General features: G+C 70.2%; 23 protein-coding genes. 9 read left to right on the top strand and 14 right to left on the bottom strand.

The genetic code is table 11. From position 1 onward, the window contains the following. Nucleotides 1-89 precede the first annotated feature (89 nt). Genes ACWIHT_RS10235 through ACWIHT_RS10215 form a run of 5 tightly spaced genes read right to left on the bottom strand, consistent with a single transcriptional unit; the run spans nt 90 to nt 6,266 of the window. Nucleotides 90-1,025, bottom strand: a complete 936-nt coding sequence (locus ACWIHT_RS10235; RefSeq protein ID WP_456166436.1) for an ROK family protein — start codon at nt 1,023-1,025, stop codon at nt 90-92. Further along, a complete protein-coding gene (locus ACWIHT_RS10230; RefSeq protein ID WP_456166434.1) occupies nt 1,022-2,674 on the bottom strand; it encodes a dipeptide ABC transporter ATP-binding protein in 1,653 nt (550 codons plus the stop codon). Before ACWIHT_RS10230 ends, ACWIHT_RS10235 begins: the two co-directional genes overlap by 4 nt. Further along, the gene (locus ACWIHT_RS10225) at nt 2,671-3,519 is read right to left on the bottom strand and encodes an ABC transporter permease (RefSeq protein ID WP_456167103.1); all 849 of its coding nucleotides are present in this window, start codon (nt 3,517-3,519) and stop codon (nt 2,671-2,673) included. Before ACWIHT_RS10225 ends, ACWIHT_RS10230 begins: the two co-directional genes overlap by 4 nt. A gap of 26 nt (nt 3,520-3,545) precedes the next feature. Then, nucleotides 3,546-4,505, bottom strand: a complete 960-nt coding sequence (locus ACWIHT_RS10220) for an ABC transporter permease (protein WP_456166432.1) — start codon at nt 4,503-4,505, stop codon at nt 3,546-3,548. Nucleotides 4,506-4,508: 3 nt separating this feature from the next. Beyond that, on the bottom strand, nt 4,509-6,266 hold the full coding sequence (locus ACWIHT_RS10215; RefSeq protein ID WP_456166430.1) for a peptide ABC transporter substrate-binding protein: 1,758 nt from the start codon (nt 6,264-6,266) through the stop codon (nt 4,509-4,511). Nucleotides 6,267-6,446: 180 nt separating this feature from the next. On the opposite strand from ACWIHT_RS10215, the gene ACWIHT_RS10210 reads away from it, so the two are divergent. Both ACWIHT_RS10210 and ACWIHT_RS10205 read left to right on the top strand, forming a co-directional pair. After that, the gene (locus ACWIHT_RS10210) at nt 6,447-7,640 is read left to right on the top strand and encodes an ROK family protein (RefSeq protein WP_456166428.1); all 1,194 of its coding nucleotides are present in this window, start codon (nt 6,447-6,449) and stop codon (nt 7,638-7,640) included. Nucleotides 7,641-7,713: 73 nt separating this feature from the next. Then, nucleotides 7,714-9,222, top strand: coding sequence for a M81 family metallopeptidase (locus ACWIHT_RS10205; RefSeq protein ID WP_456166426.1), 1,509 nt, complete (start codon nt 7,714-7,716; stop codon nt 9,220-9,222). On the opposite strand, the gene ACWIHT_RS10200 is transcribed toward ACWIHT_RS10205, so the two are convergent. The 6 genes from ACWIHT_RS10200 to ACWIHT_RS10175 all read right to left on the bottom strand — a co-directional run bounded on the left by ACWIHT_RS10200 (nt 9,203) and on the right by ACWIHT_RS10175 (nt 14,843). Continuing rightward, nucleotides 9,203-9,820: a GTP-binding protein gene (locus tag ACWIHT_RS10200; RefSeq protein ID WP_456166423.1), complete on the bottom strand. Its 618-nt coding sequence runs from the start codon at nt 9,818-9,820 to the stop codon at nt 9,203-9,205. The two genes, ACWIHT_RS10205 and ACWIHT_RS10200, sit on opposite strands and share 20 nt — an antisense overlap. After that, the gene (locus ACWIHT_RS10195; protein WP_019071425.1) at nt 9,807-10,166 is read right to left on the bottom strand and encodes a DUF742 domain-containing protein; all 360 of its coding nucleotides are present in this window, start codon (nt 10,164-10,166) and stop codon (nt 9,807-9,809) included. Before ACWIHT_RS10195 ends, ACWIHT_RS10200 begins: the two co-directional genes overlap by 14 nt. Before the next feature lies 1 nt (nt 10,167). Beyond that, nucleotides 10,168-10,599: a roadblock/LC7 domain-containing protein gene (locus ACWIHT_RS10190; protein ID WP_019071426.1), complete on the bottom strand. Its 432-nt coding sequence runs from the start codon at nt 10,597-10,599 to the stop codon at nt 10,168-10,170. 11 nt (nt 10,600-10,610) lie between these two features. After that, the gene (locus ACWIHT_RS10185; RefSeq protein ID WP_456166420.1) at nt 10,611-12,953 is read right to left on the bottom strand and encodes a sensor histidine kinase; all 2,343 of its coding nucleotides are present in this window, start codon (nt 12,951-12,953) and stop codon (nt 10,611-10,613) included. A gap of 39 nt (nt 12,954-12,992) precedes the next feature. After that, nucleotides 12,993-14,012, bottom strand: coding sequence for a substrate-binding domain-containing protein (locus ACWIHT_RS10180; protein ID WP_456166418.1), 1,020 nt, complete (start codon nt 14,010-14,012; stop codon nt 12,993-12,995). Nucleotides 14,013-14,387: 375 nt separating this feature from the next. Then, complete coding sequence (locus ACWIHT_RS10175) at nt 14,388-14,843, bottom strand: tellurite resistance TerB family protein (protein ID WP_019071429.1); 456 nt, start codon at nt 14,841-14,843, stop codon at nt 14,388-14,390. A gap of 141 nt (nt 14,844-14,984) precedes the next feature. On the opposite strand from ACWIHT_RS10175, the gene ACWIHT_RS10170 reads away from it, so the two are divergent. The 3 genes from ACWIHT_RS10170 to tatA are packed head-to-tail and all read left to right on the top strand — an operon-like array spanning nt 14,985 to nt 18,106. Further along, nucleotides 14,985-15,338: an ArsR/SmtB family transcription factor gene (locus ACWIHT_RS10170; protein WP_456166416.1), complete on the top strand. Its 354-nt coding sequence runs from the start codon at nt 14,985-14,987 to the stop codon at nt 15,336-15,338. Beyond that, nucleotides 15,307-17,820 carry an HAD-IC family P-type ATPase gene (locus ACWIHT_RS10165; RefSeq protein ID WP_456166414.1) on the top strand — a complete coding sequence of 838 codons (2,514 nt, stop codon included), beginning with the start codon at nt 15,307-15,309 and terminating at the stop codon, nt 17,818-17,820. Before ACWIHT_RS10170 ends, ACWIHT_RS10165 begins: the two co-directional genes overlap by 32 nt. Nucleotides 17,821-17,851: 31 nt before the next feature. Next, the gene (tatA, locus tag ACWIHT_RS10160) at nt 17,852-18,106 is read left to right on the top strand and encodes a Sec-independent protein translocase subunit TatA (protein ID WP_362974375.1); all 255 of its coding nucleotides are present in this window, start codon (nt 17,852-17,854) and stop codon (nt 18,104-18,106) included. Nucleotides 18,107-18,178: 72 nt separating this feature from the next. Here tatA and ACWIHT_RS10155 read toward each other — a convergent pair whose 3' ends face one another. Both ACWIHT_RS10155 and ACWIHT_RS10150 read right to left on the bottom strand, forming a co-directional pair. Next, on the bottom strand, nt 18,179-18,622 hold the full coding sequence (locus tag ACWIHT_RS10155) for a DUF6114 domain-containing protein (protein ID WP_456166412.1): 444 nt from the start codon (nt 18,620-18,622) through the stop codon (nt 18,179-18,181). Then, nucleotides 18,622-19,305: a DUF6230 family protein gene (locus ACWIHT_RS10150; RefSeq protein WP_456166410.1), complete on the bottom strand. Its 684-nt coding sequence runs from the start codon at nt 19,303-19,305 to the stop codon at nt 18,622-18,624. The genes ACWIHT_RS10155 and ACWIHT_RS10150 overlap by 1 nt, the downstream gene beginning before the upstream one ends. Before the next feature lie 705 nt (nt 19,306-20,010). Between ACWIHT_RS10150 and ACWIHT_RS10145 the strand changes: the two genes are divergently transcribed. Further along, nucleotides 20,011-20,664, top strand: coding sequence for a Tat pathway signal sequence domain protein (locus ACWIHT_RS10145; protein ID WP_456166408.1), 654 nt, complete (start codon nt 20,011-20,013; stop codon nt 20,662-20,664). A gap of 29 nt (nt 20,665-20,693) precedes the next feature. On the opposite strand, the gene ACWIHT_RS10140 is transcribed toward ACWIHT_RS10145, so the two are convergent. Next, entirely contained in the window at nt 20,694-21,638 is a 945-nt protein-coding gene (locus tag ACWIHT_RS10140) for a lytic polysaccharide monooxygenase auxiliary activity family 9 protein (RefSeq protein ID WP_456166406.1), read from the bottom strand. A gap of 367 nt (nt 21,639-22,005) precedes the next feature. Here ACWIHT_RS10140 and ACWIHT_RS10135 point away from each other — a divergent pair, with 367 nt between their 5' ends. From ACWIHT_RS10135 to ACWIHT_RS10125, 3 genes are all read left to right on the top strand, one after another. After that, nucleotides 22,006-23,820 carry a S8 family peptidase gene (locus ACWIHT_RS10135; protein ID WP_456166404.1) on the top strand — a complete coding sequence of 605 codons (1,815 nt, stop codon included), beginning with the start codon at nt 22,006-22,008 and terminating at the stop codon, nt 23,818-23,820. 306 nt (nt 23,821-24,126) lie between these two features. Beyond that, a complete protein-coding gene (locus tag ACWIHT_RS10130) occupies nt 24,127-24,774 on the top strand; it encodes a ScbR family autoregulator-binding transcription factor (RefSeq protein ID WP_456166402.1) in 648 nt (215 codons plus the stop codon). Nucleotides 24,775-24,796: 22 nt separating this feature from the next. Then, nucleotides 24,797-25,969 (top strand): damage-control phosphatase ARMT1 family protein, encoded by a 1,173-nt coding sequence (locus ACWIHT_RS10125; RefSeq protein ID WP_456166400.1) that lies wholly within the window; start codon nt 24,797-24,799, stop codon nt 25,967-25,969. Nucleotides 25,970-25,997 lie beyond the last annotated feature (28 nt).

Genomic DNA, 25,997 nt, shown 5'->3' with positions numbered 1-25,997 from the left:
GTAAGTCGATCAGAAGGTAGAGATGGGGCGCGTGCGCGTCAATCACACGGTCGTGCTTGGCCGGTTCTAGTCGTTCACGTAGGTGTCCGCTACGAGCCCCCTGTGTGGATCAGCAGTTCCGCCCGCGCCCGGGCCGCCGCCCCGACCGCCACCGCGTCACCGCCCAGCCGGGCCGGCAGCACCCGCACCGGGTGCCCGCTCACCGGCGGCTCCAGCGCCAGCGTCTCCCGCACGGCCGCCCCGACCAGCTCCCACGAACGGCTGACACCCCCGCCGATCACACACGTCGTGACATCCAGCAGCCCCGCCGTGATCAGCAGCGCACGGGCCACACCCTGACCCGCGTCCCGGTACACGGCGAGCGCGTCCGGATCACCGCCGAGAGCCGCCCCGGAGACCTCACGGGCGGTACGGTCCACCCCCGTCCGCTCCCGGTACCGCGCCGCGATCGACCGCCCCGACGCCAGCGTCTCCAGATGCCCCCGCCCACCACACGTGCACGGCAGCTCGCCGAACCCCGGCACATGACCGATCTCGCCCGCAGCCCCGCGCGGCCCGTCGTAAAGGGCGCCATTCAGCCACAGTGCGCCACCCACTCCGGTGCCGAGCGTCATCGCGAGCACGTTCTGCTCACCCACGACGGCTCCCTTCGCGACCTCCCCGCGCAGAAACGCGTTGACGTCGTTGTCGAGGAACGCCGGTACACCCAGGGCCTGTTGGACAGTCGCCGTCACCTCGAACCCAGCCCAGTCACGGAACGAGTCGCTCGCCACGAGGATCCGCCCGGCCCGCACATCCACCAGCCCGGCCGCACCGACCCCGACCCCGAGCAACCGGGCGGGCGTACGGCCCAGCAGCAGCCGTAGCGCGGACAGCGCGGCGCCGACCATCGCCGCCCCGCCCTCGCTGGCCGGAGTCGGCACCTCCACCCGGTCCAGGACGTCGAGCCGTTCCGTGCACAACACGACCTGAGTGGTGGTCCCGCCGATGTCGACACCGGCGATCACCTGGTGAGCCCCGCTCACGCGCCGGCCTCCGTCCCCGACGCCACCCGGCGTTCTCTGCGCTCCCGTTGGACCACCGGATCGGGCACGGGCACGGCGGCGATGAGCCGACGCGTGTACGCGGTCTCCGGGTGCAGCAAGGTGCTCATGGTCGCCCCCTGTTCCTCGACCCGCCCACCCCGCATGACCACGACCCGCCCGGCGAACCGCTGCACCACGGCGAGATCGTGCGACACGAAGAGACACGCGAACCCGAGTTCCCTCTGCAACTCGGCGATCACCTCCAACACGGTTTGCTGCACACTCACGTCCAGCGCGCTCGTGGGTTCGTCCGCCACCAGCAGTCGCGGCGCGAGCACGAGGGCCCGGGCAAGGCTCACGCGCTGCCGCTGCCCACCGGACAGTTCACGCGGTCCGCGCCGCGCCAACTCCCTTGGCAGCCGCACCAGTTCGAGCACCTCGGCAACCCGCTCGCGCCGCTCGACGGCTCCCATGCCACGCCGGTGCACCCGCAACGGCTCGGCGACACACTCCGCGACACTCATCCGCGCGTCCAGCGAGGCCACCGGATCCTGTAGCACCACACCGACCCCGGCCAGCAGGGCCCGCCGCGCCCGCCCCCGCGCCCTGCGCAGATCGGCCCCGAAGAGCGAGACGCCCCCGGACTCCGGCGCCACCAGTCCAAGGGCCACGCGTGCCGCAGTCGACTTCCCCGACCCGGACTCACCGACGAGCCCAACGGTCTCCCCGGCCCGCACGGTCAGCGACACCTCGTCCAGCGCCCGCACGGCACGCGGCCCTCGCCCGAACCGCACGCCCACACCCCGGAGTTCGACGACGGGCGTCCCCTCGCTCCGCCGGCGTACGGCACCCACCGGCTCACTCACGGCAAGCCGGGGCACGGCCGCCAACAACTTCCGCGTGTACTCGTGCGTGGGCCGCAACAGCACGTCCTCCACCGCCCCCGTCTCCACGATCTCCCCCTCCAGCATCACGGCGACCCGGTCGGCGAAGTCGGCGACGACCCCCATGTTGTGCGTGACCAGCAGCACGCCCGTCCCCGAGTCGATGGCCAACGCCCGCAGCAGATCGAGGATTTCGGCCTGCACGGTGACGTCGAGCGCGGTGGTCGGCTCGTCCGCGACCAGCAGCCCGGGCGAGTTGGCGATGGCCATGGCGATGACAACTCGCTGCCGCTGCCCACCGGACAACTGGAACGGAAACGCGGAAGCCCGCCGCTCGGGATCAGGAATACCGACCCTGCGCAACAACGCGACGGCCTCGGCAGCCGCCTCCCGCCGCGACACGTCCCGGTGATTCCGCACGACTTCCGCTATCTGCCTGCCGATTCGGGTCAGCGGATCGAGCGCGGTGGCAGGCTCCTGGAACACCATCGAGGCCGTACGGCCACGCAGCCGCGCGAGTTCGCCCTCACCGGCCCCCACCACATCCGTACCACCGACCGAAACACCCCCGGACGCACGGGCGTTGCCCGGCAACAGCCCGAGGACGGCGAGCGCCACGGTCGACTTCCCCGACCCCGACTCACCCACCAGGGCCAGCGTCTCGCCGGGCGCGACCCGCAACGAAACCCCGCGCACGGCAGGCACGTCACCGCTCTCCGTCGAGAAGGTGACGCCCAGATTCTCCATCTCCAGGATGTTGTTCATCCGCGTCCCTTTACGTCGAAGGCGTCCCGCAGTCCGTCACCGATCGCGTTGAACGCGCACACGACGAGGATGATCGCGAGCCCCGGCGGCACGATCAGCCACCAGCGTCCCGAGTAGGCGGCCGTCAGCCCGGCCGAGAGCATGCCGCCCCAGTCGGTCGCCGGCGGCTGAACTCCCAGCCCCAGATAGGACACATAGGCGACGAGCAGGATCGCGTCGGCGACCTGGAAGGTGGCCGCGACCACGATCGTCGACACCGAGTTGGGCAGGATGTGCCGGGCGATGGCCCGCCCGTGGGTACCGCCGATGGCCCGCAGGGTCAGCACATAGTCGCGCCGCTTCAAGGTCAGCGTCTCGGCGCGCACGAGCCGCGAGGGCACGAGCCAGGACACCAGCCCCAGAATGAGGATCAGCTCCGGTACGCCGGGCGTGGTGATGGCGGACACGACCAGCAGGATGAACAGCGCGGGGATCGCGATCCCGGCATCCACGACCCGCATCATGACGGCGTCGACCCACCCACCGGCATACCCGGCGACGGACCCCCAGAGCGTCCCGATGACGGTGGCAAGCACTCCGGCGGCAAGCCCGACAAGCAACGACACCTTCCCGCCGTACATGAGCCGCCCCAGCTCGTCATGCCCAACGGCGTCTGTGCCGAGCCAATGGGAGCCGCTGGGGCCGAGGTTGACCTGAGTGAGATCGGTATGGGTCTGGTCGGTGGAGTAGAGAAGCGGCCCGATGAAGCAGAACAGAAAGAAGAGAGCAACTACTAGGAGCCCGGCGACGGCCAGCTTGTTGCGCGCGAAGCGCGCTCTCAGGGGCGCGGGGAACTGCGCGATCAACCCCCACCGGCCTGCACTCTGAACACTCACGCCAGACCCCCTTTAACGCGAGGATCCACAACCCGCTGAACAACATCCGCAAGCAGCGTCCCCACCACAGTCGCCACAGAGATCACCAAGACGCACCCCAGCAACACCGGATAGTCGGAAGACTGAGCCGCGCTCCAGAACAACAGCCCCATCCCGGGGTAGTTGAAGAGCTGCTCAACAACCAACGCGCCCCCGAACAACACCGGCACGTAGTACCCGAGCATCGCGATCACCGGCGTCAAAGAGTTCCGGAACACATGCTTGAAGAGAATCGCCCCCTGCCGCGAACCCCCCGCCCGAGCGGTCCGCACATAGTCCTCGGACAAGTTCTCCAGCGTCGCCGCCCTCATATACCGGCTGAACACGGCGACCATCGAGGCCGCTCCGGTCACCACAGGCAGCACCAACGCAACGGGATCCGCGAAGACTTGACCCACCGTGTCCCCCTGAGGCGCCTGCGAAGGAAACCACCGCAGCACCTGCGTGAAGACCATCACCAGTACAAGTCCCAGGAAATACACGGGAGTCGAGTACGCGACGAAGCTCAACGTCGTGATGACGTAGTCGGCGGGCTTGTTCCGCCGCACCGCCTGCCACATGCCCAGTGGAAGAGCGAGCAGCAGTCCCACGACCGCCGACAACACGGTCAACACCAGTGTCTTCGGCAGCCGTTGCTCGATGAGCTGGGACACCGCCTCGTTGAGGGTGTACGAAGTGCCGAGGTCGCCGTGCAGCAACTGCCGCAGGTAGTACAGGTACTGCACGGGCAGCGGCCGGTCGAGGCCCTGGTCGTGGTTGAAGAGCGTGATCTGCTGGGGCGTGGCCTGCGGCCCGAGGATCCCGCGTGCGGGACCCCCGGGCAGCGCGTGCAGCAGACCGAAGACCACGACCGTCACGATGAGGATGACGACCAGCGCCTGGGCGATCCGCCGGGTGAGATACAGGAGGGTGTCCATGCCTCAGCTGGTCCACTTCCACTGTGCGGGGTGGAAGTTGGCGAGCGGGTCCTGCGAGAAGCCGCCGAGACCGTTCTTGACGACGGAGATCTGGTAGTCGGGCTCCGGCAGCCAGATCACCGGCAGGTCCTTGGCGAGGGCCGCGCTGTAGTCCTGGACCGCCTGCGCCGAACTCGACGTCGTGGACGCGGAGATGAGCTTGTCGACGTCGGCGTTGGAGTAGTTCCCGAAGTTCGCGCCGCCCTTCGTCTGGAAGAGCGAGTCACCCGTCGGGAAGGCCGGGAAGTACCAGCTGCCCGCCGTACCGAAGTAGGACAGCTGCCACTTGCAGATCGACTGCGAGGCGGTGCACTGCGGGGTCTGCGACAGCACGGAGTTGACCGGCGCGGTCTTGATGGAGAACTTGATGCCGGTCTTCGCGAGCGAGGACTGGATCGCGCTCATCATGTTGTCGGTCACCGTCGAACCGGACTGCGACAGCACCTGCATCTGGAACTTCGTCCCCTTGGCGACCCCCGCACCGCACTGGGCGGTGCCGGTACCGGGGCTCGTACAGGTCATGACCCCGCCCTGCTCGCTCCAACCGTGGCTGCCGAGCAGGGACTTGGCGGCCGAGGTCGAGAACGGATACGGGTCGCTCTTCTGCGTGGCCGACAGGAACGACGAGGTCTGCGCCTGCGGGACCGGCCCGTACCCGGGCACCGCCGTCCCGTTGAAGATGACCTTCGCCAGACTGCTCTGGTCGATCGACCGCTGCACGGCCTGCCGGGCGTAGAGCTGCTTGAACACGGCGCCCATGGCAGGGTTGTTGAAGTTGTACGGCATGTAGGTGATCGCCCAGCCCGACCACGGCTTCACGGTGTAACCCCGCGCGGTGAAGCTGTCCTTCTGGTCGAGGTCGGTGGCCTCGATGTAGCCGTAGTCGACGCTCCCCGAGCGCAGCGCGTTCTTCTCGGCGTCCGCCGTCGTGAAGGGGAGGAGGTTCACGGTGGGGATGCCGGCCTTCTCACCGCCGTCGTACTTCGGGTTGGCGGCCAGGACGACCTTGCCGGCCGTGGAGAAGGACTTCACGGTGTACGGGCCGCTGACCGTCTTCCAAAGGGCGTTGGTGGCATACCCGTTGATGTTCTTCGCCGCGCTGTTGAGGTACGTCCAGTCCTTCTTGGCGTCCCCGGCCTTGTCCCACACGTGCTGGGGGAGCGGGTTGATGGAACTCAGTTCGTTGGCCAGCATCCACTGCGGGTTGTAGGCCTTGTCGAAGGTGATCGTGAAGTGGCGGGCGTCCACGGTCTTGAAGGACGTCCAGTTGTCCGGCGCCTTGCCCGGGTTGTAGCCCGCCCACTGCGCCTTGTTCGCCTTGATGAGGTCGAACCAGAACTTCACGTCGGCGGAGGTGATCGGCTTCCCGTCGCTCCACTGCCGTTCGCCGAGGGTGATCGTGACGCTCTTGTTGTCGGCCGCGAAGTCCGCCGCGGTCGCCACCGAGCCCTTCTTGTTCCAGCCCATGGTCCCGGTCGAGCCGTCGTAGGCGATCAGCGGCTCCCACAGCGCGTTCGCGATGGAGATGTTGTTGGTGTTGAGGTGGGCCGCGGTGCCGATCGGGAGGATCCAGTTCGGAGTGAAGTTCGCGGGCAGCGCGTAGTTGATGGTGTCGTGCGAACCGGAGGACGACGTACCGCTCGACCCGGAACAGCCCGCGAGCAGCAGCGAGGCCGTGGTCAGGGAGGCACCGGCGAGGAGTCTCTTGCGGACAGGGGACATGGTTCTCCTCGGAAAAAGAGGGGCGGAGGCGGGAGTGAGGACAGTCAACGACCCCCGTGGGCGAAGAAACAGGCGTGCCGCTGTAAAAAGCCTGTTACTGCCGTTCTGGAAAAACCGCACAGGGCGTGTGGGTGACTTACGCTCGTCGCCTCGATCGCCGATTCGGAAGTAACTTCCTTCATGCCTGAAAAAAGTGCGCATCGCCGGAAGGGCACCTCGGGAGTCTCCTCACTGGCCGAGCACGTCCTCGAACTCCTCGCCTCCGGGCAGGCCGCCACCCGCACCGACCTCGCCGAACTGCTCGGCGCCGCGCCCTCGACGATCTCCCTGGCGGTGGGCCAACTGGTGTCCCTGGGCCTGGTCGCCGAGCACGGCACGCGCTCCTCGACCGGCGGTCGCCCGCGCAAGGTGCTCCGGCTGGGCGGCAGCGACGGCTTCGCGGTCGCGGCCGAACTGGGCGGCAAGCACGCGCACGTGGGGGTCGTCCTGCCCGGCGGCGGGCTCACCGACGTATCGACGGTGCCCTTCCCCACGGCGGACGGCCCGGAGGCCGCGCTACCGGGCCTCGCCGACACCCTCCAGGGCCTCGCGGAGCGGCGCGGGCCGGAGCTGCTGCGCGGGGTCGGACTCTCGCTGCCGGGCCCGGTCGACATCGCGGGCGGTGTCGTGACCCTCCCGTCCCGGATGCCCGGCTGGAACCGCTTCCCGGTCCGGGCCTGGCTGGAGGACCGGTTCGGCGTCCCGGCCGCCATCGAGAACGACGCCAACTGCATGGCCGTGGGCGAGCACACCGTGCAGCCCGCCGAACGCCGCCAGTCGATCATGGTCAAGACGGGCACCGCGATCGGCGCAGGCGTCATCGCCGACGGCCGCCTCTACCGCGGCGGCACCGGCGCGGCGGGCGAGATCACCCACGTCCGCGTCGAGGCCGCCCACGACATCCCCTGCTCCTGCGGCAACACCGGCTGCCTGGAGACCGTCGCCTCGGGCGCCGCCCTCGTCCGCATCCTGCGCGGCCACGGCCTCGACGTGACGACCACGGAGGACGTCGTACGCCTCGCCACCGACTCCCACCCCGAGGCGACCCGAGCGGTCCGCCAGGCCGGCCGCTACCTGGGCCAAGTCCTCGCGGCCAACGTCAACTTCTTCAACCCCGACGCCGTGTACCTGGGCGGCATCCTCTCCACCCTGGAACCCTTCGTGGCGGCAGTCCGCAGCCAACTCTACGAAGGCTGCCACCCGTTGGTGACGGAACACCTGGTGATCGACCGCGCCAGCCTGGGCGCGGACGCGGGCTTGGTGGGAGCAGGCCAGTTCGCGCTGCAACGGGCGTTGGCGCAGGCGCTCCAGACGGTCACTGATAAACCCCGGTAGGCCTTTCAGGGGCGCGGGGAACTGCGCGACCAGCCACAACGGACCGGCACACGACACACAACCTGGAGCCCCCGTGCCTTCATCCCGTCCCACCATCGCCATCGCAGGCCTCGGCATCGAATCCTCGACCTTCTCCCCAGCCCGCACGGAGGCCCCGGCCTTCCATCCCCAGCGCGGCGCCGACGTGTTGACCCGCTACCCCTTCCTCACCCCCGGCACCCCCCTGAGGGAAGCCGCGGACTGGCGCGGCGCCCTGGTCGGCAAGGCCCTCCCCGGCGGCACCGTAACGTCCGCCGCCTTCACCACCCTCTCCGACGAACTCATCGACCGCCTACGGGAGTTGGGCCCCCTCGACGGCCTCTGGTACGACATCCACGGCGCGATGACAGTAGAGGGCGTGGACGACGCCGAGGCCCAACTCCTCACCCGCATACGGGAAACCATCGGCCCGCACACCCTCGTGTCGACCTCGATGGACCTGCACGGCAACGTCTCCCGAGAACTGGTCCACGCCACCGACCTGATCACCTGCTACCGCATGGCCCCGCACGAGGACGCCATGGACACCAAGGAACGCGCCGCCCGCAACCTGGTCGACCTCCTGGTGAGCGGCGCCCCCCGCCCGGTCAAGGCCTGGATCCCGGTCCCCGTACTCCTCGCGGGCGAGCAGACCTCGACCCGTATCGAACCGGCGCGGAGCGTCTACGCGGCCGTAGCGGACGTCGAGGCGAAGGACGGTGTCACGGACGCGGCGATCTGGGTCGGCTACGCGTGGGCGGACGAACCCCGCAACCGCGCCGCGGTGGTTGTCACCGGCCAGTCCGCGCCCCAAGTCACCGCGGGCGCCGAGCAGTTGGCGCACGGTTTCTGGGAGGCCCGGCACGACTTCGAGTTCGTGGCGCCCACCGGCACCCTGGACGAATGTCTCGACGAGGCCCTCGCCTCCACCGCCCGCCCGTACTTCATCAGCGACACCGGCGACAACCCGACCGCCGGCGGCGCGGGCGATGTCACCTGGGGCCTCCAACAGGTCCTGGAACGCCCGGAGTTCAAGGACGGGACCGGTCCTACGGTCATCTACGCCTCGCTGCCCGGACCGGCCGCCGTAGCCACAGCGGAGCGTGCCGGAGTCGGCGCCACCGTAACCGTCACGGCGGGCGCGGAGGTCGACGACCGTCACGCGCCCCCGCTGACCCTCACCGGTGTCGTGCACTCGGTCCGGCACGGTGACCGGGACGCGGAGACCGAGGTGGTGCTGCGGGTCGGCAGCGTGTACGTGATCCTGACCCGGCTGCGGAAGCCGTACCACCACGAACACGACTTCACCGACCTGGAGTTGGAGCCGCGCTCCGCCGACCTCGTGCTCGTCAAGATCGGCTATCTCGAACCCGAACTCTTCGCCATGGCCGCCGACTGGAAGATGGCCCTCACCCCCGGCGGGGTCGACCAGGATCTGGTCCGGCTCGGTCATCACCGGATCCGGCGGCCGATGTTCCCCTTCGACCGGGACACGCGCGACCCGGACCTCACGGCCCGGGTCATCAACCCCTCGGACGAGCCGCTCAGCGGGGCGGACGAGTGAGCCTGCCGCCCCCGCCGTCCTCGATGGCCGCGGCGATCAACTGGTCGAGCAGCGCGATCAGTACGTTCCGGCACGAGTCGCGGTCCCGCGCGTCGCACAGCAGCACCCGGACGCCCTCCGGGAGCGCCAGCGCGTCGCGGACCGCCTCCGCCGGATACGGATGCTCGCCGTAGAAGCCGTTCACGCCCACCACGAACGGGATGCCCCGGCGTTCGAAGAAGTCGACGGCCGCGAAGCTGGACTTCGGGCGGCGCACGTCGATCAGGACCACCGCGCCCAGGGCGCCGAGCGCCAGGTCGTTCCACATGAACCAGAAGCGCTGCTGGCCCGGGGTGCCGAACAGGTACAGCACCAGGTCCTGGCCTATGGTGATGCGCCCGAAGTCCAGGGCCACGGTGGTGGCCCGTTTCTCCTCGATGCCGTCGAGGTCGTCGACGGCGAGGCCCGCCGAGGTGAGCGGTTCCTCGGTGCGCAGCGGGGCGATCTCGCTCACCGAACCGACCATGGTGGTCTTGCCGACGCCGAAGCCCCCCGCGATCAGGATCTTGACCGTCTCGGGCGGCGCGGGTGCCGGAGCGATGGTGTCAGAGCCGGCCAAGGCCCTCCCTCACTTTCTGCAGCAGGTCCATGTCCGGGCTGGTACGGGAGACCGGGTGCGGCGGACGGGCCGTGATCAGGCCCGCCTCCAGCAGGTCGCAGAGCATGATCACTACCACGCTCACCGGAAGGTCGACAAGGGCCGCGACCTCCGCCACCGCCAGCGGCTCCGCGCACAGCCGCAGGATGCGGGACTGCTCCGGCTGCGGCCGGGGCGCCCGCGCGGGCGCCGGGTCGACCGCGGTCACCGTGGTGATGAGGGTGAAATCGGCGCGGCTGGGCCGGGTCCTGCCACCGGTCAGCGTGAACGGTCGTACCAGCCGTCCCGCCGCGTCGCCACCGCTCACCTCACTCGCCGGAGCCGGCCGCGGGGCCGACGTTGGCCCGCGGCGCGGCGCTGAGATGCTCGCCTATCTTCTTCACCAGCATGTTCATCTGGTACGCCACGACCCCGACGTCCGCGCCCGGACCGGTCAGCACGACCAGATGGGCGCCGGGGCCCGCCGAGGTGAGGATCAGATAGCTGTTCGCCATCTCGATCAGCGCCTGGCGCACCGGACCGCCCCGGAAGTCCATGCTGACCCCCTTGCTGAGGCTCATCAGCCCGGAAGCGGTGGCCGCGAGCCGCTCGGCGTCGTCGCGCAGGAACCCGGTGGACTTGCTGACGACGAGGCCGTCCTCGGACAGCACGACGGCCTGGTTCACCTCGGCCACCCGGTCCACGAGTCCGGTGAGCAACTGGTCGAGTTGGGTGTGCGTGGCGGGCACGGGACGTGTCATGGCGGAGTCCTTCATGAGCGGTCGGCGGGCGGATTCGAGGAGGCGGCTGCTTCCTCCCGGTCGTACTGCGACGGCGCGTCGTCGTCGATGGAGTCGCGCGCCTGGAACGTGCCGCGCTGGAACCCGGCCAGCGAGGAAGCCGCACGTTCCGCGGTGAAGTCTTCCAGTTCACCGTCCTCCTCGGCCGGTCCTGCCTCCTCCCGCAACTCACTTGCCAGACTGGTCTGCGGCACCCGCCGTGGCAACGGGGCCAACCCACCGAGATCGGCGGTCACCGGGGGCTCGGCAGACCGGGCCGGGGGAATGGCGGGCAGCGCCCTGGGCGTGGGGCCCGCTATCTCGGCCGCCTTCTCGGCAGGGACCCGCTCCACCGTGACGGCCTCGTCGGCGCGCTTCGCGGCGACCGGCGCCGGATCGTCCAACGGCTCGGGTACGACGATCTCGTGCGGGATCAGCACGATCGCGGTGGTGCCGCCGTACGGCGAGGAGCGCAGCGTCACCGCGATGCCGTGCCGGGTGGCGAGCCGGGCGATCACGAACATGCCCAGCCGCAGGTCGTCGGCGAGCGCGACCACGTCGAACTGCGGGGGGACCGCGAGCTGTTGGTTGAGCGAGGCGTAGTCGTCCTCGGACATGCCGAGGCCGCGGTCCTCGACCTCGATCACCAGACCCCTGGCGACCATCGCGGCCCGCACACCGACCGGGCTGGGCGCGGGGGAGTACACCGTCGCGTTGTCGATCAGCTCGGCCAGCAGGTGGATCACGTCGGCGACCGCGGGCGGCGCGAGGCACACCTCCTCCTCGGTGTGCACCTCCACCCGCTGGTACTCGGCGACTTCACCGACGGCACTGCGCAGGATGTCGATCAGCGCGACCGGCTCGGTCCAGCTGCGGCGCGGCTGCTCACCGCTGATGACGACGAGGTTCTCCTCGTAGCGGCGCAACTGGCTTGCCGTGGAGTCCAGTTCGTACAGGCCGCGCAGCACCTCGGGGTCGTCGTGCCGGCGTTCCAGCTGGTCGAGCTTGGTGAGCTGGAGGTTGACCAGGTTCTGGCTCTGCCGGGCGATGCCGAGGATGACCTTCTGGAACCCCCGCCGGGTGTCGGCGAGTTCGATCGCGGTGTGCACGGCGGTGCGCTGCGCGGCGTTGAACGCCTGTGCCACCTGGCCGAGTTCGTCGCCGCCGTAGTCCAGCGACGGGGTCGCCGACTCCACGTCGATCTTCTCGCCCCGGTTCAACCGGGCGACCACGTCCGGCAGTCGGTCCTCCGCCAGGCTCAGCGTGGCCATCTTCAGACCGCGCAGCCGCCGGGACAGCGAGCGGGTGATCCGCCAGGACATGCCGACGCACAGCAGCAGGGCGGCGAGTCCGCCCGCGCTCAGCACCGCGGCGGTGACGAGCAGGCTGTGCGCCTTGTCGTAACTGCGGTCGAGGAGCCCGGCCGTCTGCTGCCTGATCATGACCGTGTACTGGTCGCCGACCTCCGTCAGCGCGGCGTTCCACTCCTTCTGCAGGTTCGGCAGGGCGACCAGGCCGTCCGGGCCGCCGCTCGTGGTGCCGGCCGCGAGCACCTTGTTCTCGACCGTCTCCAGGGTCTTCCACTGCGAACTCAGCAGGACCCGCTCGACCTGTGTCTTCGCGCTGCCGGTGAACATGCCGACGATCTGGTTCTCGACCAGCCAGCGCCGGGCGTGCACCTGCTCCGCGAACGCCTCCCACGTGTTGTCGTCGAGATGTCCGGAGGGCCAGGCCAGCGTCAGCTGCGCGTCCTCCACGGAGACCATCTCGGCGCCGCGCTCCAGCGTGATGAGCGGTCCGGCCTGCGAGGTGAGGTCGCCGTCGTCGACCTGGGACAGTGCCTGGAACGCCTGCATCTGGTCGTTGATGATCGAGGTGTAGTGGTCCAGGACCTGCTGGGCCGTGATGTCGGAGGGCTTGTCCACCTGGTCGCGGTAGTACTCCAGGCTGTCCACCGACGCGACGACCGAGTACATCCGGTCCCTGATGCGGGTCGGCGCCTTCTTGATCGCGCCGGACTGGCCCACGAGCTCGGCCACCGCCTTGTCCGTCTTGACCCGCTGCGCGTCCAGCGCGGCCCGGGAGCCGTGCGGCGAGGCCAGCCAGGCCGCCGACAGACTGCGCTCCTGCTGAAGCGCGAGCGCGGCCTCGGTGCCCATGGCGCCGGTCGACATGCTCAACTCGGTCTGCGAGCGCAGCCGTAGCCCCTCCGCGAACATCTGGGTCGTCGTCACGCCCCACATCGCGGCCAGCGTGACGCTGGGGACCAGGGCGAGCAGGATCAGGGAAAGACGTATGGAACCGACGCGGCGCCGGGCACCTGTCCGTGGAGACATCGTGGTCGTCCTCGCTACATCCTCGTACGAAGTGTCCGGTCAGCGCGTTCCGTTGGCCGCGAACTTCGCGACCGCGCCGACGTTCGTCTTCGTCACGAACGCCGGGCCGGTGAGCACGGGAGCCACCCCGCCGCCACTGATGTTGCCGTTGGTCTTGTACAGCCACAACGAGTCCACGGCCAGATAGCCCTGTAGATACGGTTGTTGATCGACCGCGAACTGTACGGCCCCGCTCCGCACGGCCTTGACCAGGTCCTGGTTGAGGTCGAAGGTCGCGACCTTGGCCTTACTGCCCGCCGCCTTCACGGACTTGACCGCCGACAGCGCGAAGTCGGCGCCCAGCATGACCACTTCGTCGATGCTGGGGTCCTGCTTGAGCCGTTCCGTGACACCCGCGGACACGGCGTTCATGTCGGTGCCGTCCACATACAGCATGTCGGTCTCGCCGGTGAACGCCTTCTTCACGCCCGCGCAGCGCGCCTCCAGGGCGACATTGCCCCGCTCGTGGATCACGCACAGGGCGTGCTTGGCCTGGAGGGAGTCCAGCTTCTCGCCGATGGCGCGGCCCGCGACGCTCTCGTCCTGCCCGAAGAACTCCAGCACACCGTCCGACTGCCAGGAGTCGATACCGGAGTTGAGGCCGACCACGGGAATGTCCGAGGCCTTGGCCTGGGCGATCGGCGCCTTCATCGCGTCCGGCTTGGCGAGCGTCAGCGCGATGCCGTCGACCCCGTCCCGGATCGCGTCCCGCACCAACTCGGCCTGCCCGGTGGCGTCCGGGTCGCTCGTGTACGTCAGCTCGACGCCGTCCTTGGCGGCGGCCGCCTCGGCCCCCTTCTTCACCAGCACCCAGAAGGCGTCGCCCTTGCTCGCGTGGGTGACCATGGCGATCTTGAGGTGGCCGGTGCCCGCGGCACCGGCCGCGCCCGTGCCCGAACCGGACCCGGAACCACCGGTCCCGGAGCAGCCGGCGAGCAGCAGACAGACGGCGACGGCGCCGGTCAGCGCCGTGCCGTGAATGCGACGGAAGGGGGCGTGAGGTGAGGGAGGAGTGGTCATGGGGGGTGCGGCACCTCGCTGTGCGGCCGAGCTCGGGGACGGGGAGAGTGCGCCCGGAGCCGTATGAGGTGCGCCGACCGGGTGACTCCCGCTGGGCCGGAGCCAATCGTGTGTGACCGCTGGTAGTCAAGTGAGCGGCGACCCGTAGTGAGTTGTTGCTGCCGCATTGTGATCATCTCGACGTCGTAAGGGGGTTGGGGAGGTTACGTATGGAGAGACGGTCGGTTTCGTCGGCAACTCGGGCTGCTGGTGCGGGACTTCGCCGTTCTGGAGGCCACCGGGGGCGAGTTTCCCGGGGACGCGTCCGGCCGGGGTACCAAGGCGTGGCTGCCTCGGTACCCCGGCCGGTTCCCGGTCATGTCCCCCTGACGTCGGTCAGAGGTCGAACTCGTGCGGCGGCAGGTCCAGGGTGAAGCAGGCCTCGCGAACCACGGCCTGCTCGGTCTTGTCGAAGTCGCCGTCCGCGCCGCCGATCACGATGCCGATCTGGATCACGGCCCGCGCCTCGGCGGGCTTCTTCTTCGCCTTGGCGATCTCCTGCAACACGCTGACCTTGCCGAAGGCGAAGTCGGCCGTCAGCTTGTCCAGGTTGGCGTCGAAACGGCGCTGGAGGTCCATCGCGTCGAAGTTCTGCAACACCTCGTTGCTCGCGATGAGCTGGGCGACGCGCTGCCGCTCCGAGGGATCGACGGTCCCGTCGGCAGCCGCCACGAGCGCGCACATCGCCATGCTCGCGTCGCGGAACGCCCCGCTCTTCAGGTCGTTCTTCTTCGCCACGAGCTGGGTCTGCATCGTCGACGCGGACTCCTTGAAACGGTCCCACAGGGCCATGCGCACTCCATGTGTGTAGTCAGGCGTATACAAATCCGTGTCTGCGACACCGTGGAAACTCCCCGGATCGGGGAGAAGTTCCGGCCCCCTAGACTGGGGCGGTTCGTACGAAAGCAACGGCCAGGGCGGGAGGCGACGACGGTGCAGACAGCCGGCCGCGGCTTCGAGGACCCGTCCGCCGACGTGCTCGCGGAGGCCGCCGCGGCCTTCGGCCTCCTGGCCTCGCCCGCGCGGCTGCACATCGTGTGGGCGCTGTCCCAGGGCGAGAGCGATGTCACCGGGCTCGCGGAGCGGGTCGGCGGCGCGCTGCCCGCCGTCAGCCAGCACCTCACCAAACTGAAACTCGCCGGCCTGGTCCGCTCCCGCCGCGAGGGCCGCCGCCAGGTGTACTTCGTCGACGACCCGGACGTGGTCGACGTGGTCCGGCTCGCCCTCGCCCGCCGCACCGACCGCACCGACCGCGATGTGCCCGCCCCCCGACTCCGTGGCCTCTGAAGCCGCCGCGCACCGGCACACCCCGCTCCAGGCGCTACGGCACCTCGACACCGGCCCGCGCGGACTGACCGACCCGGAGGCCGCCGCCCGGCTCGCGGCGACCGGCGAGAACACCCTCCCTGAACGCCGTACGACACCCTGGCACCGCCTGTTCCTGCGCGGCCTGCGCGACCCCTTCACCGCCGTCCTGCTCTGCCTCGGCCTGGTCTCCGCGCTCGTCGCGTCCTGGGGCACCGCCGCCGTGATCCTCGCGCTCGTCGCGGTCAGCTGTGTGCTGCGGGCCGGCGGCGAGCACCGGGCCGACCGCTCCCTGCACGACCTGCGCGAACTGGTCGCCTCGACCGCCTGCGTGCTGCGCCGCGCGGACGCCGGGGCGCCGGTGCGGGCCCGGGAGATACCGGTCGCCGAACTGGTCCCCGGCGACGTGGTCCGGCTCGGCCCCGGCGACCTCGTCCCGGCGGATCTACGACTCCTGCGCGCGAGCGGGCTGACCGTGCACCAGGCCGCGCTCACCGGGGAGTCCGCGCCGGTCGCCAAGGCCGCCGTCGAACTGCCCGGCGCGGCCGACGAGGGGCCGTTCGCCCAGCCGCACCTGTGTTTCCAGGGCAGCGGGGTCGTCTCGGGCAGTGCCACGGCGGTCGTCCTGGAGACGGGCGCGCGGACCCGGTTCGCCGCCGCGCACGAAGAGCCGGTGCGACGCGGGCCGAGCGCCTTCGACCGCTCCGTGCACGGCGTCTCCTGGGTGCTGATCCGGTTCATGCTGCTGACGCCCCCGCTGGTCCTGATGGCCAACGCGGCGCTGCGCGGCCGAGGTCTGGAGACGCTGCCGTTCGCCGTCGCGGTGGCCGTCGGACTGACCCCCGAGATGCTTCCGGTGATCGTGACGACCTGCCTCGCGCGCGGGGCCGCGCTGCTCGCCCGTACGCACGGCGTCGTCGTCAGACGGCTCCCCGCCCTGCACGACCTGGGCGCCGTGGACGTGCTCTGCCTCGACAAGACCGGCACCCTCACCCAGGACCGCCCGGTCGTGGAACGCGCCCTCGGCCCGGACGGCCGCGACGACCCGGACGTCCTGAACCGGGCCGCCACCGCCGCCTGGTGGACCCTCCAACTCGCCGACGCACCCGTCCCGGACGCCCTCGACGAGGCACTGCTGGCGGCGGCCGGGCCGGTGGGGGAGGAGCACGACGGGATCGCGGCCGTGCCCTTCGACCCGGTGCGGCGGCTCGCCTCGGCGGTGGTGCGCGGCGACGCCCTCGGCACCCACACCCTCATCGTCAAGGGCGCGGTCGAGGACGTCGTCGAACGGTGTCTCCTGGAGGACGGCGAACGGGACCGGCTGCTCGCCCTCGCCACCCGCGAGGCCGAGTCCGGGCTGCGGCTGCTGGCGGTCGCCACCGCCGAACTCCCGGCCCGCACGCGCGCGTACACCCCCGCCGACGAACGGGGCCTGACCTTCCGGGGCCTGATCACCTTCCACGACGCCATCGACCCGGCCGCACCGGAGGCCCTGCGCGCCCTGGCCGACCTGGGCATCGGCGTGCGCATCCTCACCGGCGACCATCCCGCTACGGCGGCCCGGGTGTGCCGGGAACTGGGCCTCGACCCCGGGCAGGTGCGGGTCTCCGCCCGCTGCACCCCTCAGGACAAGGCCCGCGCGGTCGCCGCCCTCCGCGCGGCCGGACACACCGTCGGCTTCCTCGGCGACGGCCTCAACGACGTGCCCGCGCTGCGCGCCGCCGACGTGGGGATCGCGCCCCGGGCCGCCGTCGACGTGGCCCGCGAGGCCGCCGACGTGGTGCTCGCCGGGAAGGACCTCACCGCGATCCGGCACGCGGTCACGGCCGGGCGGCACAGCAGCGCGAACATCGCCTCGTATCTGCGGGTCACGTTCTCCTCGAACCTCGGCAACGTCATCGCGATGCTCGCCGCCGGTCTGCTGCTGCCGTTCCTGCCGATGCTCCCGGCCCAGGTGCTCGCCCAGAACCTCTGCTTCGACCTGGCCCAACTCGCCTTCGCCCACGACCGGCCGGGCGCCGCCGCGCTGCGCCGGCCCACCGAGCTGCGGCCCCGGGCGTTCCTGCGGTTCATCACCGGGTTCGGGGTGCTCAACGCGGTCGCCGACCTCGCCACCTTCGCGGTGCTCGCGCTCGCGCTGCGCGGCCCCGACGCCGTGGACGACGAGGTGCTGTTCCACTCGGCCTGGTTCACCGAGAACCTGCTCACCCAGGCCCTGGTGATGCTGCTCCTGCGGACCGGCCGGAGCCTCGCGGAGGGCGGCGGACCGGGGCCGGTGGGGCGGGCCGCGGCCGTCCTGGCCGCCGTGGGACTGCTGCTGCCGCCGACTCCGCTGGGCGCGGCGCTCGGCATGACGGGGCTCGCGCTGCCCTACTACCTGCTGCTCGCGGCCGTGCTCGGTCTGTACGCCCTGGCCCTGAGGGGTCTGCGATCCACTCGTGGGTTGTACAGTTGCGCAACATAGCAACTGTTGTCAGGGAAGAGAGGGCGCGCTCATGCTTCGCAACGGACTGGAACCGTGGCACCTGCTGGTCGTGGCGATCATGGTCATCCTGCTGTTCGGCTCGAAGAAGCTGCCGGAGGCCGCGCGGGGGCTGGGCAAGTCCATGCGCATCCTCAAGAGCGAGGCGAAGGCCATGAAGGAGGAGAGCAACGTGGCGGAGTCGGTCCCCGTGGAACCGACCGCCGTGCACACCTCCACCGAGTCCCCGGCGGCCACCAGCACCGAGCCGCCCGCGACCGCGCACTGACGGCACGGCGGACATGCGTCGAGCCCCGGCGGTGGTGATTGCCGGGGCGTGACGCCTTCAGGGCCTTGAGGTTCAGGCCTGGTGCTGGAGTTCCGTCTTCGTGGCCGCCTTCGCCTCGCGCTTGCGGCGCCTGCGCTCCGACCGCGGTTCCTGGTCCGGCAGCCAGCCGAACGTCATGCAGCTGCCCGCGATGCCCAGCAGCAGCCCGATGAAGAAGCCGCCGAGGTTCGAGGTGAGCCAGCTGCCCAGGGTGCACAGGATCCCGACGATCGAGTAGAACAGTCGCTGGCCCGGGCTGAAGAGGATCAGCAGTCCGCACAGGAGCATCACCACGGGGAGCAGGTAGCCGGTGACGCCCTGCATCCCGAAGTGCATCGCGACCTTCAGCGACACCTTCTCCGTGAGCAGGATCTCCGCCCCGCCCAGGGCGAGCAACAGCCCGCCCCAGAACGGACGACGGGCCCGCCAACTTCTGAAGGCGGGCCGCGTCCCCTGCCGTGACAGGTTGTCGGACATCAGCAACCCGAGTCGCTGAAGCTGAGCTTGAGGCCCGGCAGCTTGAACACACCCGCTGTGGTGGAGTAGTTGGTCTGCCGCAGGTTGTCGATGTGCACGGTGTCGGACTGCTGGCTGAAGACGCCCTTGTTGCCCTGGACGCCCGCCTTGGTGAGCGTGCTGGCGTCGTTGCCGATCTCGATGTTGCCGAAGGACGCGTCACCCGACAGCTCGGTCGAGTCGGTCGTCAGGTTGGTCGCCGTCACCTTCGTCGAGCCGCTGCCCGCCTTGATCAGCAGGTTGATCCCGCCCAGGTCGACGCTCTGGCACAGGCTGTCGAGCGTGGCGTTCTTGATGGCGGAGGTCATGACCAGCACCTGGCCGCCGGTGTCTCCCGCGTTCGGGCTGTCCGGGATCATGTTGTCGAGGCCGCCGAACTGCTCGAAGCCGGTGCCGTCGAGCGACTTGGCGGTGACCGTGAACGGCATGCCCGAGATGGAGAACTGCACCCCCAGGGCGCCCTGGGCGGTGAGTATCCCGAGGGCCGCGAAGGCCAGGGTGGCCGGCACCGCCATCACCGCGGCGCGACGCAGTCGGACCTGACCGCGTCTTTCGGGAACCTCGGCGGTCTCAGGTGCGGAACCGGTTTCCGGGTTCTCGGGGGTGTTGCCTGCGGACGAGTTGGCGTCCGAGGGTGAAGCCATGTCTGCTCCCATGTGCTGCTCTAGTCAACGCGAGTCGGTATGCAATGTGGCGCGTTGTCCTGGCGCGGACAGCGAGTGCGGCGCAGCCGTCCTCACAACTCCCGGTGGGTGCAAGGGCTTTCAGGTTACGCAGCAGTAGCCGTCGAGGAAGTTACCGGGGGTTACATTCGAGGGTCAAGGGAGTTGTGGAAAAAGAGTGTTGATGATGTGCCACCTGTGAGGCAAGGCCTGCCAGCGATCTCGTGGAGCCCGGCACCGCACGCCCAACAACGCACCAACTTGACTTGCATGTCTTGACGTTGACGGACACTCAGGTCTACAACTCTCCCTTGTTTGCCGGATCCGTGGCGCCGGATCCGGCACGTGGCAGGAGCCGCGTTCCCGGACTTCCCTTTCCACAGGGGCACTTCACTGCCCCAGAGTCCGCACCCCCGCGGCCCGGCACGGCCGCTTCCCCCCTGGTCCGTGCCGTCCGCCCCACCGCCCGGCCCGGCCGGAAGCCTTCAACCCCCGTGGGCCTCCGGCCGGTCCCCGGCCGGCCGCCGTCGCCGGCCCGTTGCGTACGGAGAAGGCGTCACGGACCGGCGACGGCCAACTCGCGCGCCCCAAGCCCCAGTTGCCAACCCTCGGAAGACCCCCCAGTTCCCCCACCCCCCAAAGAACCCCCCGGTTCGACCCTCCATCTCGAAGAAGAGGTACACCCGCATGCGCACTCGCACCGTCCTCACCCTCGTTGGCTCCGTCGCCGCGCTCACCCTCCCCTTCACCGTCCCCGCCTCGGCGGCCGACACCCCCGTGCTCACCACCGGCAGCCTCGGCGGTACGGCCGTCGCCGTCGGCGATGTGCTGACCGCGCCCCTGGCCTCCGGCACCAGCGCCACCCTGTACTCCAGCGCGACCGGTACCAGCGGCATCAAGTGCACCTCGTCGCAGTTCACCGCGACCGTCACCGACAACCCGACCGCGCCGGGCACCGCCACCGAGTCCGTCTCCGGGCAGACCTTCAGCAGCAGCAGCTGCACGAGCAACGTCCTGGGCGTCCTCGGCGTCTCCAGCATCACCGTCGACAACCTGCCGTACAGCACCGCGGCCGTCTCGGACGGCACCCTGACCGTCACCCCGGCCAGCGGCTCCACCATCCAGACCACGGTCAAGCTGACCACCCTGCTGGGCAGCATCACCTGTGTCTACCAGGCCCCCAGCCTGAGCGGCACGGCGAGCAACACCGACACCAGCATCAACTTCACCAGCCAGGCCTTCACCAAGACCTCCGGCTCGTCCCTGTGCTTCAGCGCGGGCTACTTCACCGCGAAGTACGCCCCGGTGACGGACAACGGCGCGGCGGTCTACACCAACTAGTAAGTAAACAGGGCCTGTTCGCGCCGAGTTCAGCGTCGGCGCAGTCGCAGGGCCAGGGCGGCGCCCCCGGTGAGCACCAGCACCGCGGCGGCGCCGCCCGCCAGCATGGGCGCCGAAGGGCCGCCCGAAGAGGCGTCGACGTCGGACGCCACCGGACTGCTGCCCGGCGCGGTGGTCTCCTCGGCGGGGGAGGCCTTCTGCGCCGCGGCGGACGCCGTGGCCTCGGCCGAAGTACGCGCTGCCGTAGGGGACTTGGACGCGGACGCCGACGGAGTCGCCGTCTTGTCCTTCGAACCGGCCGTCCCCGTAGTGGACTTCGGCGAAGGAGTGGCACCCCCGGGGAACACCACGTCCGAGCACGAGTAGTACGTGTCCTCGGTGCTGCTGTTCTGCCAGATCGTGTAGATCAGTTGGCGCCCCGTCCGGCCCGTCGGCAGCGTCGCCTTGATGCGGTACGCGCCACCCGTCAGCGGCGGGTCCTTCACCTCGGCGAACGGCTGCGTCGGCAGCTCGGACCAGGTGAGCGGCTTCGACGGGTCGTAACCGGCCTTCGTCAGATACAACTTGAACGTGCCGGTGTGCGCGATCGTCGACGCGTACGTCATCGTCAGCTTCGCGCCCGGGGTCAGCCGCGTCGACGGAAAGTCGCTACGGGCGAGGTCGAGCCCCTTGTAGTCGGACAGGCCGCCGCTGCACAGCTTCCCGTCGGGGATCAGCTGCCGGTCCCGCCCGTTGACGTCCGGGACCCGGATGTTGTCCCAGAAGGTGAAGGGCTGTCCGTTCGCGGCCACGGCCGCCTTGCAGGCCGCCGTCCGGGCCGCGCTGCCGCCGTCCGGCGAGCAGGCGTACACCCGGCTGACCGGATACGTCGGCGCCCCGTGCGCCTGCGCCGGACCCGCCGCCCAGACGGTGAGCAGCAGCGGGGCCAGGGCGGCGCCCGCCATGGCGGTGCGATGTGCGGTCATCCGGGACATCCGGAACGTCTCCTCGGCCGGGGCGGGAACGGTCTGTCCGTGTCATACGGCCCTCGGACCCCCCGCGTTCAGCCCGCCCCTACGGCCCTCCCGCCCACGCGCTCGGTCCGCCCCACCGCCGTGAACCGGGGCACATCGGTCAACCGGCCGATGTCGAGGGCGGTTTCCGGACCGATCGAGGGTTTCCCCCGTATCCGCATGACCTTCTCTTTGCCTATCGTTTGGCCACAGCTGACCCACAGGCAACCCCTGGTGAGGCGGCTGCCCGCGTCCGGCGCTCTTCGGATCGACCCCCCGCCGCTTCGACGACGAAGCGAATCGACCGTGGCTCCGCCCTGCGCGGAGTCCGGCCACGAAAGGCAAGCCCTTGCGCACTCCCACGGCATTTCCCGCCGGACGGACCCTGATATCCGTCGCCGCGGTCTCCGCGGCCCTCCTCGCCACGGTGGCCACCTCGGCCGCCGTCGCCCAGGAACCCACCGCCCAGGCCGCCGCGCCTGCCCTGCCGGGCCAGACCGAGGCCGCCCCCGGCGCCCTCGCCCAGCGCCTCATCGTCGGCTACAAGTCCGGTGCCGAGGAGGCGAGTTCGAACCGGGCCGCCGAAGCCGACGCCACCGCCAAGGGCGAGGAGACCGGCGAGGACGTCGACTTCCAGCGCCGCCTCGGCACCGGCGCCGCCCTCGTCGGCCTCGGCGACGCCAAGAGCACCACCGAAGTCGCCGACGTCATCGCCGAGTTCAAGTCCGACCCGCAGGTCGCCTACGTCGTACCGGACCGGCTGAACACCCCGCAGGCCGACCCGAACGACACCGAGTACGGCAAGCAGTGGGACCTCTTCGAGTCCACCGCCGGCATGAACGTCCCCGCCGCGTGGCCGACTTCGACCGGCAGCGGGGTCACCGTCGCCGTCATCGACACCGGCTACGTCACCCACTCCGACCTCGCCGCGAACATCGTCGCCGGCTACGACTTCATCACCGACACCGCCGTATCGGTCGACGGCGACGGCCGCGACAGCAACCCGGCCGACCCCGGCGACTACTACGCGGCCAACGAGTGCGGCACGGGCATCGGGGCGAGCAACTCCTCCTGGCACGGCACCCATGTGGCCGGCACCATCGCCGCCGTCACCAACAACAACAAGGGCATCGCGGGCATCGCCTACGGCGCGAAGATCTCCCCGCTGCGCGTCCTCGGCAAGTGCGGCGGCTACGACTCCGACATCATCGACGCCATCACCTGGGCCTCCGGCGGCACCGTCTCCGGCGTCCCCGCCAACGGCAATGTCGCCAAGGTCATCAACATGAGCCTGGGTGGCGACGGCGCCTGCACCTCGGCCACCCAGAGCGCGATCACCGCCGCCGTGAACCGCGGCACCACGGTCGTCGTGGCGGCGGGCAACGACAACGACAACGTCGCCAACCACTCGCCCGGCAACTGCGCGAACGTCATCTCGGTGGCCGCCACCAACCGTGCGGGTGCCAAGGCCTCCTACTCCAACTACGGCTCCGGCGTGGACATTTCGGCCCCCGGCGGCCAGACCAGCACCGGCACCGCCAACGGCATCTACTCCACGCTGAACTCCGGCACCAAGACGCCGTCCACCGAGTCGTACGCCTACTACCAGGGCACGAGCATGGCCACCCCGCACATCGCGGGCCTGGTCGCGCTCATGAAGTCGGCGAACTCCGCGCTCACCCCGGCCCAGATCGAGTCGGCCATCAAGACCAACGCCCGTGCCCTGCCCGGCAGTTGCTCCGGCGGCTGCGGTGCGGGACTCGCCGACGCGGCCAAGACCGTGCAGGCCGTGAGCGGCGACGGCGGTACGACGACGGGGACCACGTTCTCCAGCACCACCGCCGTCGCGATCCCCGACGCGGGCTCGGCCGTCGAGTCCCCGATCGCCGTCAACGGCCGTACCGGCAACGCGCCTTCGGCCCTCCAGGTCGGCGTCGACATCACCCACACCTACCGCGGCGACCTCGTCCTCGACCTGGTCGCACCGGACGGCTCGACGTACCGCCTGAAGTCCGCGAGCACCTCGGACTCCGCCGACGACGTCAAGACCACCTACACCGTGGACGCCTCCGGCGAGACCGCCAACGGCACCTGGAAACTGCGGGTCCAGGACACCGCCGCCCAGGACACCGGAACCCTCAACAGTTGGCGGCTCACCTTCTGATTCCACAGCTCACGCACAGAAACCGACCGGCCGACCCGTAAGGAGAGGCGCGCCCCCGCGGGCGCCTCCCCGGGGCGGCCGGTCGTCCGTATGGCCGAGAACGGTCGCTGACACGTGCCACAGATACCGAAAGTGGTCAAGAGTCGGGGTGTGGGTGACAGAGAGGCGCAAGTGATGGGAATGTAAGGGGTGTTGGTGGTCTCCGAGGGCAAGGTCCATGACGTCGGACGGTGAGATACTGTGTGCAGAGGGTAAGAAAAAACGGCACGAGCCGTTGTTTTTTCCTTCACGGGAGTGTTTCAGTCGATGGTGAGGCAGCTACGGGCCGAACAGACCCGCACAACGATCATCACGGCCGCCGCCGAGCTGTTCGACCGGCGGGGCTATGAGTCCACCAGCCTCAGCGACATCGTCGACCACGCCCAAGTCACCAAGGGCGCCCTGTACTTCCACTTCCCGGCCAAGGAAGACCTCGCGCACACCATCCTGGAGATGCAGGTCAGGGCCTCGCGCCAGATGACCAAGGACATGGACAGCCGGGGCTACTCCTCACTGGAGACACTGATACGTGTCACTTTCGGCATGACCCGGCTGGCCGTCGAGGGCCCCATCCCACGGGCCGGACTCCGGCTCGCCGCAGGGGAGATCGAGGTACGGCCCCCGATGCCGCACCCCTTCACGGAGTGGCTCGACATCGCCGCCCGCAAACTCGCCGGAGCGGTCGCGGAGGCCGACGCGCACCCCGACATCGACGTGGACGCCGTCGCCCGCACCCTCATCGGCCTCTTCGTCGGTATCCGCGTCATCGGGCGCGCCCTGGAACCGGTTGCGCTCCAGCCCCGCAGAACCGCCGAGATGTGGCACCTGGTGATCCGCGGCGTGGTCCCCGTCCCGCGCCGCGCCCGCTATCTCGGCCTCGCCGCGCGACTGGAGCGGGAGATCGGCGCCGGCTGACCCGCCCGGTACGGTGAGCCGCATGCCCGAAACCCCCGCCGCGCCCGTGATCCTCGGCAACGAGCCCGGCTCGTTCCCCCACAGTGTGCTGGCCGAACGGCACCCCGCGATCATCCAGCAGGTACGCGACGCCTTCCCCTACGGCCCCGCACAGCACCGCGCCCTCGACGCCCTGCTGAAGAACTGCGCCGAGGGCATGGTCCAGCCCCTCCCCGCCGACGCCCCCGACCACGCCCAGTGGGCCGCCTGGGGCACCGACGAGTACGCCGGACAGTCCTGGTACGACGTCCCCTGGCTCTGGTCCGAGAGCTACTTCTACCGCCAACTCCTGGGCGCCGTCGGCTACTTCGGCCCCGGCGCCTGGCAGGGCATCGACCCGTTCCGCCCCTTCAAACGCGCCGAACTCGACGCTCCCGAGACGGACCAGGAACTCGCCGCCCTCGACGCGCTGGAGGACAAGTCGCCGACGGAGCGCGGGCAGGCGCTGCTGCACGGCTCCCTCTGGGGCAACCGCGCGGACCTCGGCTTCCGCCTCTCCGCCGCCGGAGCGGAATCGGCCTCGCGGGCCCCCGTCCCGGCCCTGGTCGCCGACGACAGCGACCGGTTGTGGTCGCTCCTCTCCGGCACCCTGTGCCTCGTCGCCGACAACGCTGGCCGCGAACTCATCCCCGACCTGCTGCTGATCGCCCACCTCCTCGACCAGGGGCGCGTCGAACGGGCGGTCCTGCACATCAAGCCGCACCCGTACTACGTCTCCGACGCCACCACCGCCGACGTGGTCGACGCCGTGCACCGGCTGACCCGTGCCCCGGGCGCGGCGGCGACATACGGCCGCCGCCTCTGGTCGGCCATGGCGGACGGCCGCCTCACCGTGCGCGCCCACGCCTTCTCCTGCGCCCCGTTGCCGTACGCCGAGATGCCCGCCGACCTCCGCGCCGAGTTCGCCGCGGCCACCCTGACGATCGTGAAGGGCGACCTCAACTACCGCCGCCTGGTGGGCGATCGCCGCTGGGCCCCGACCACACCCTTCGCGGACGTCACCTCCTGCTTCCCGGGCCCGGTCGCCGCCCTGCGCACCCTCAAGTCCGATGTGATCACCGGCCTCGACGCCGACACGGAGGCCGCGCTGATCGCGGCGGAGGAGCAGCGCTGGCGCACGGGCGGCACGCATGCGCTGGTCCAGGTTCGGGTGTAGTCAGGTCGGGCACTGACGTTTCTGTCGG

The sequence above is a fragment of the Streptomyces sp. NPDC002276 genome, from assembly GCF_053891435.1.
Note: the sequence above shows the minus strand (reverse complement) of the source record. Positions and strands in the feature narration are given on the sequence as shown.

Coding starts and splice junctions, on each gene's coding strand:
- ACWIHT_RS10230 (WP_456166434.1), bottom strand. CDS start 2,674: ATGAACAACATCCTGGAGATGGAGAATCTGGGCGTCACCTTCTCGACG.
- ACWIHT_RS10150 (WP_456166410.1), bottom strand. CDS start 19,305: ATGGCTTCACCCTCGGACGCCAACTCGTCCGCAGGCAACACCCCCGAG.
- ACWIHT_RS10215 (WP_456166430.1), bottom strand. CDS start 6,266: ATGTCCCCTGTCCGCAAGAGACTCCTCGCCGGTGCCTCCCTGACCACG.
- ACWIHT_RS10185 (WP_456166420.1), bottom strand. CDS start 12,953: ATGTCTCCACGGACAGGTGCCCGGCGCCGCGTCGGTTCCATACGTCTT.
- ACWIHT_RS10130 (WP_456166402.1), top strand. CDS start 24,127: ATGGTGAGGCAGCTACGGGCCGAACAGACCCGCACAACGATCATCACG.
- ACWIHT_RS10155 (WP_456166412.1), bottom strand. CDS start 18,622: ATGTCCGACAACCTGTCACGGCAGGGGACGCGGCCCGCCTTCAGAAGT.
- ACWIHT_RS10180 (WP_456166418.1), bottom strand. CDS start 14,012: ATGACCACTCCTCCCTCACCTCACGCCCCCTTCCGTCGCATTCACGGC.
- ACWIHT_RS10175 (WP_019071429.1), bottom strand. CDS start 14,843: ATGGCCCTGTGGGACCGTTTCAAGGAGTCCGCGTCGACGATGCAGACC.
- ACWIHT_RS10220 (WP_456166432.1), bottom strand. CDS start 4,505: ATGGACACCCTCCTGTATCTCACCCGGCGGATCGCCCAGGCGCTGGTC.
- ACWIHT_RS10165 (WP_456166414.1), top strand. CDS start 15,307: ATGTGCCCGCCCCCCGACTCCGTGGCCTCTGAAGCCGCCGCGCACCGG.
- tatA (WP_362974375.1), top strand. CDS start 17,852: ATGCTTCGCAACGGACTGGAACCGTGGCACCTGCTGGTCGTGGCGATC.
- ACWIHT_RS10140 (WP_456166406.1), bottom strand. CDS start 21,638: ATGTCCCGGATGACCGCACATCGCACCGCCATGGCGGGCGCCGCCCTG.
- ACWIHT_RS10145 (WP_456166408.1), top strand. CDS start 20,011: ATGCGCACTCGCACCGTCCTCACCCTCGTTGGCTCCGTCGCCGCGCTC.
- ACWIHT_RS10210 (WP_456166428.1), top strand. CDS start 6,447: ATGCCTGAAAAAAGTGCGCATCGCCGGAAGGGCACCTCGGGAGTCTCC.
- ACWIHT_RS10190 (WP_019071426.1), bottom strand. CDS start 10,599: ATGACACGTCCCGTGCCCGCCACGCACACCCAACTCGACCAGTTGCTC.
- ACWIHT_RS10125 (WP_456166400.1), top strand. CDS start 24,797: ATGCCCGAAACCCCCGCCGCGCCCGTGATCCTCGGCAACGAGCCCGGC.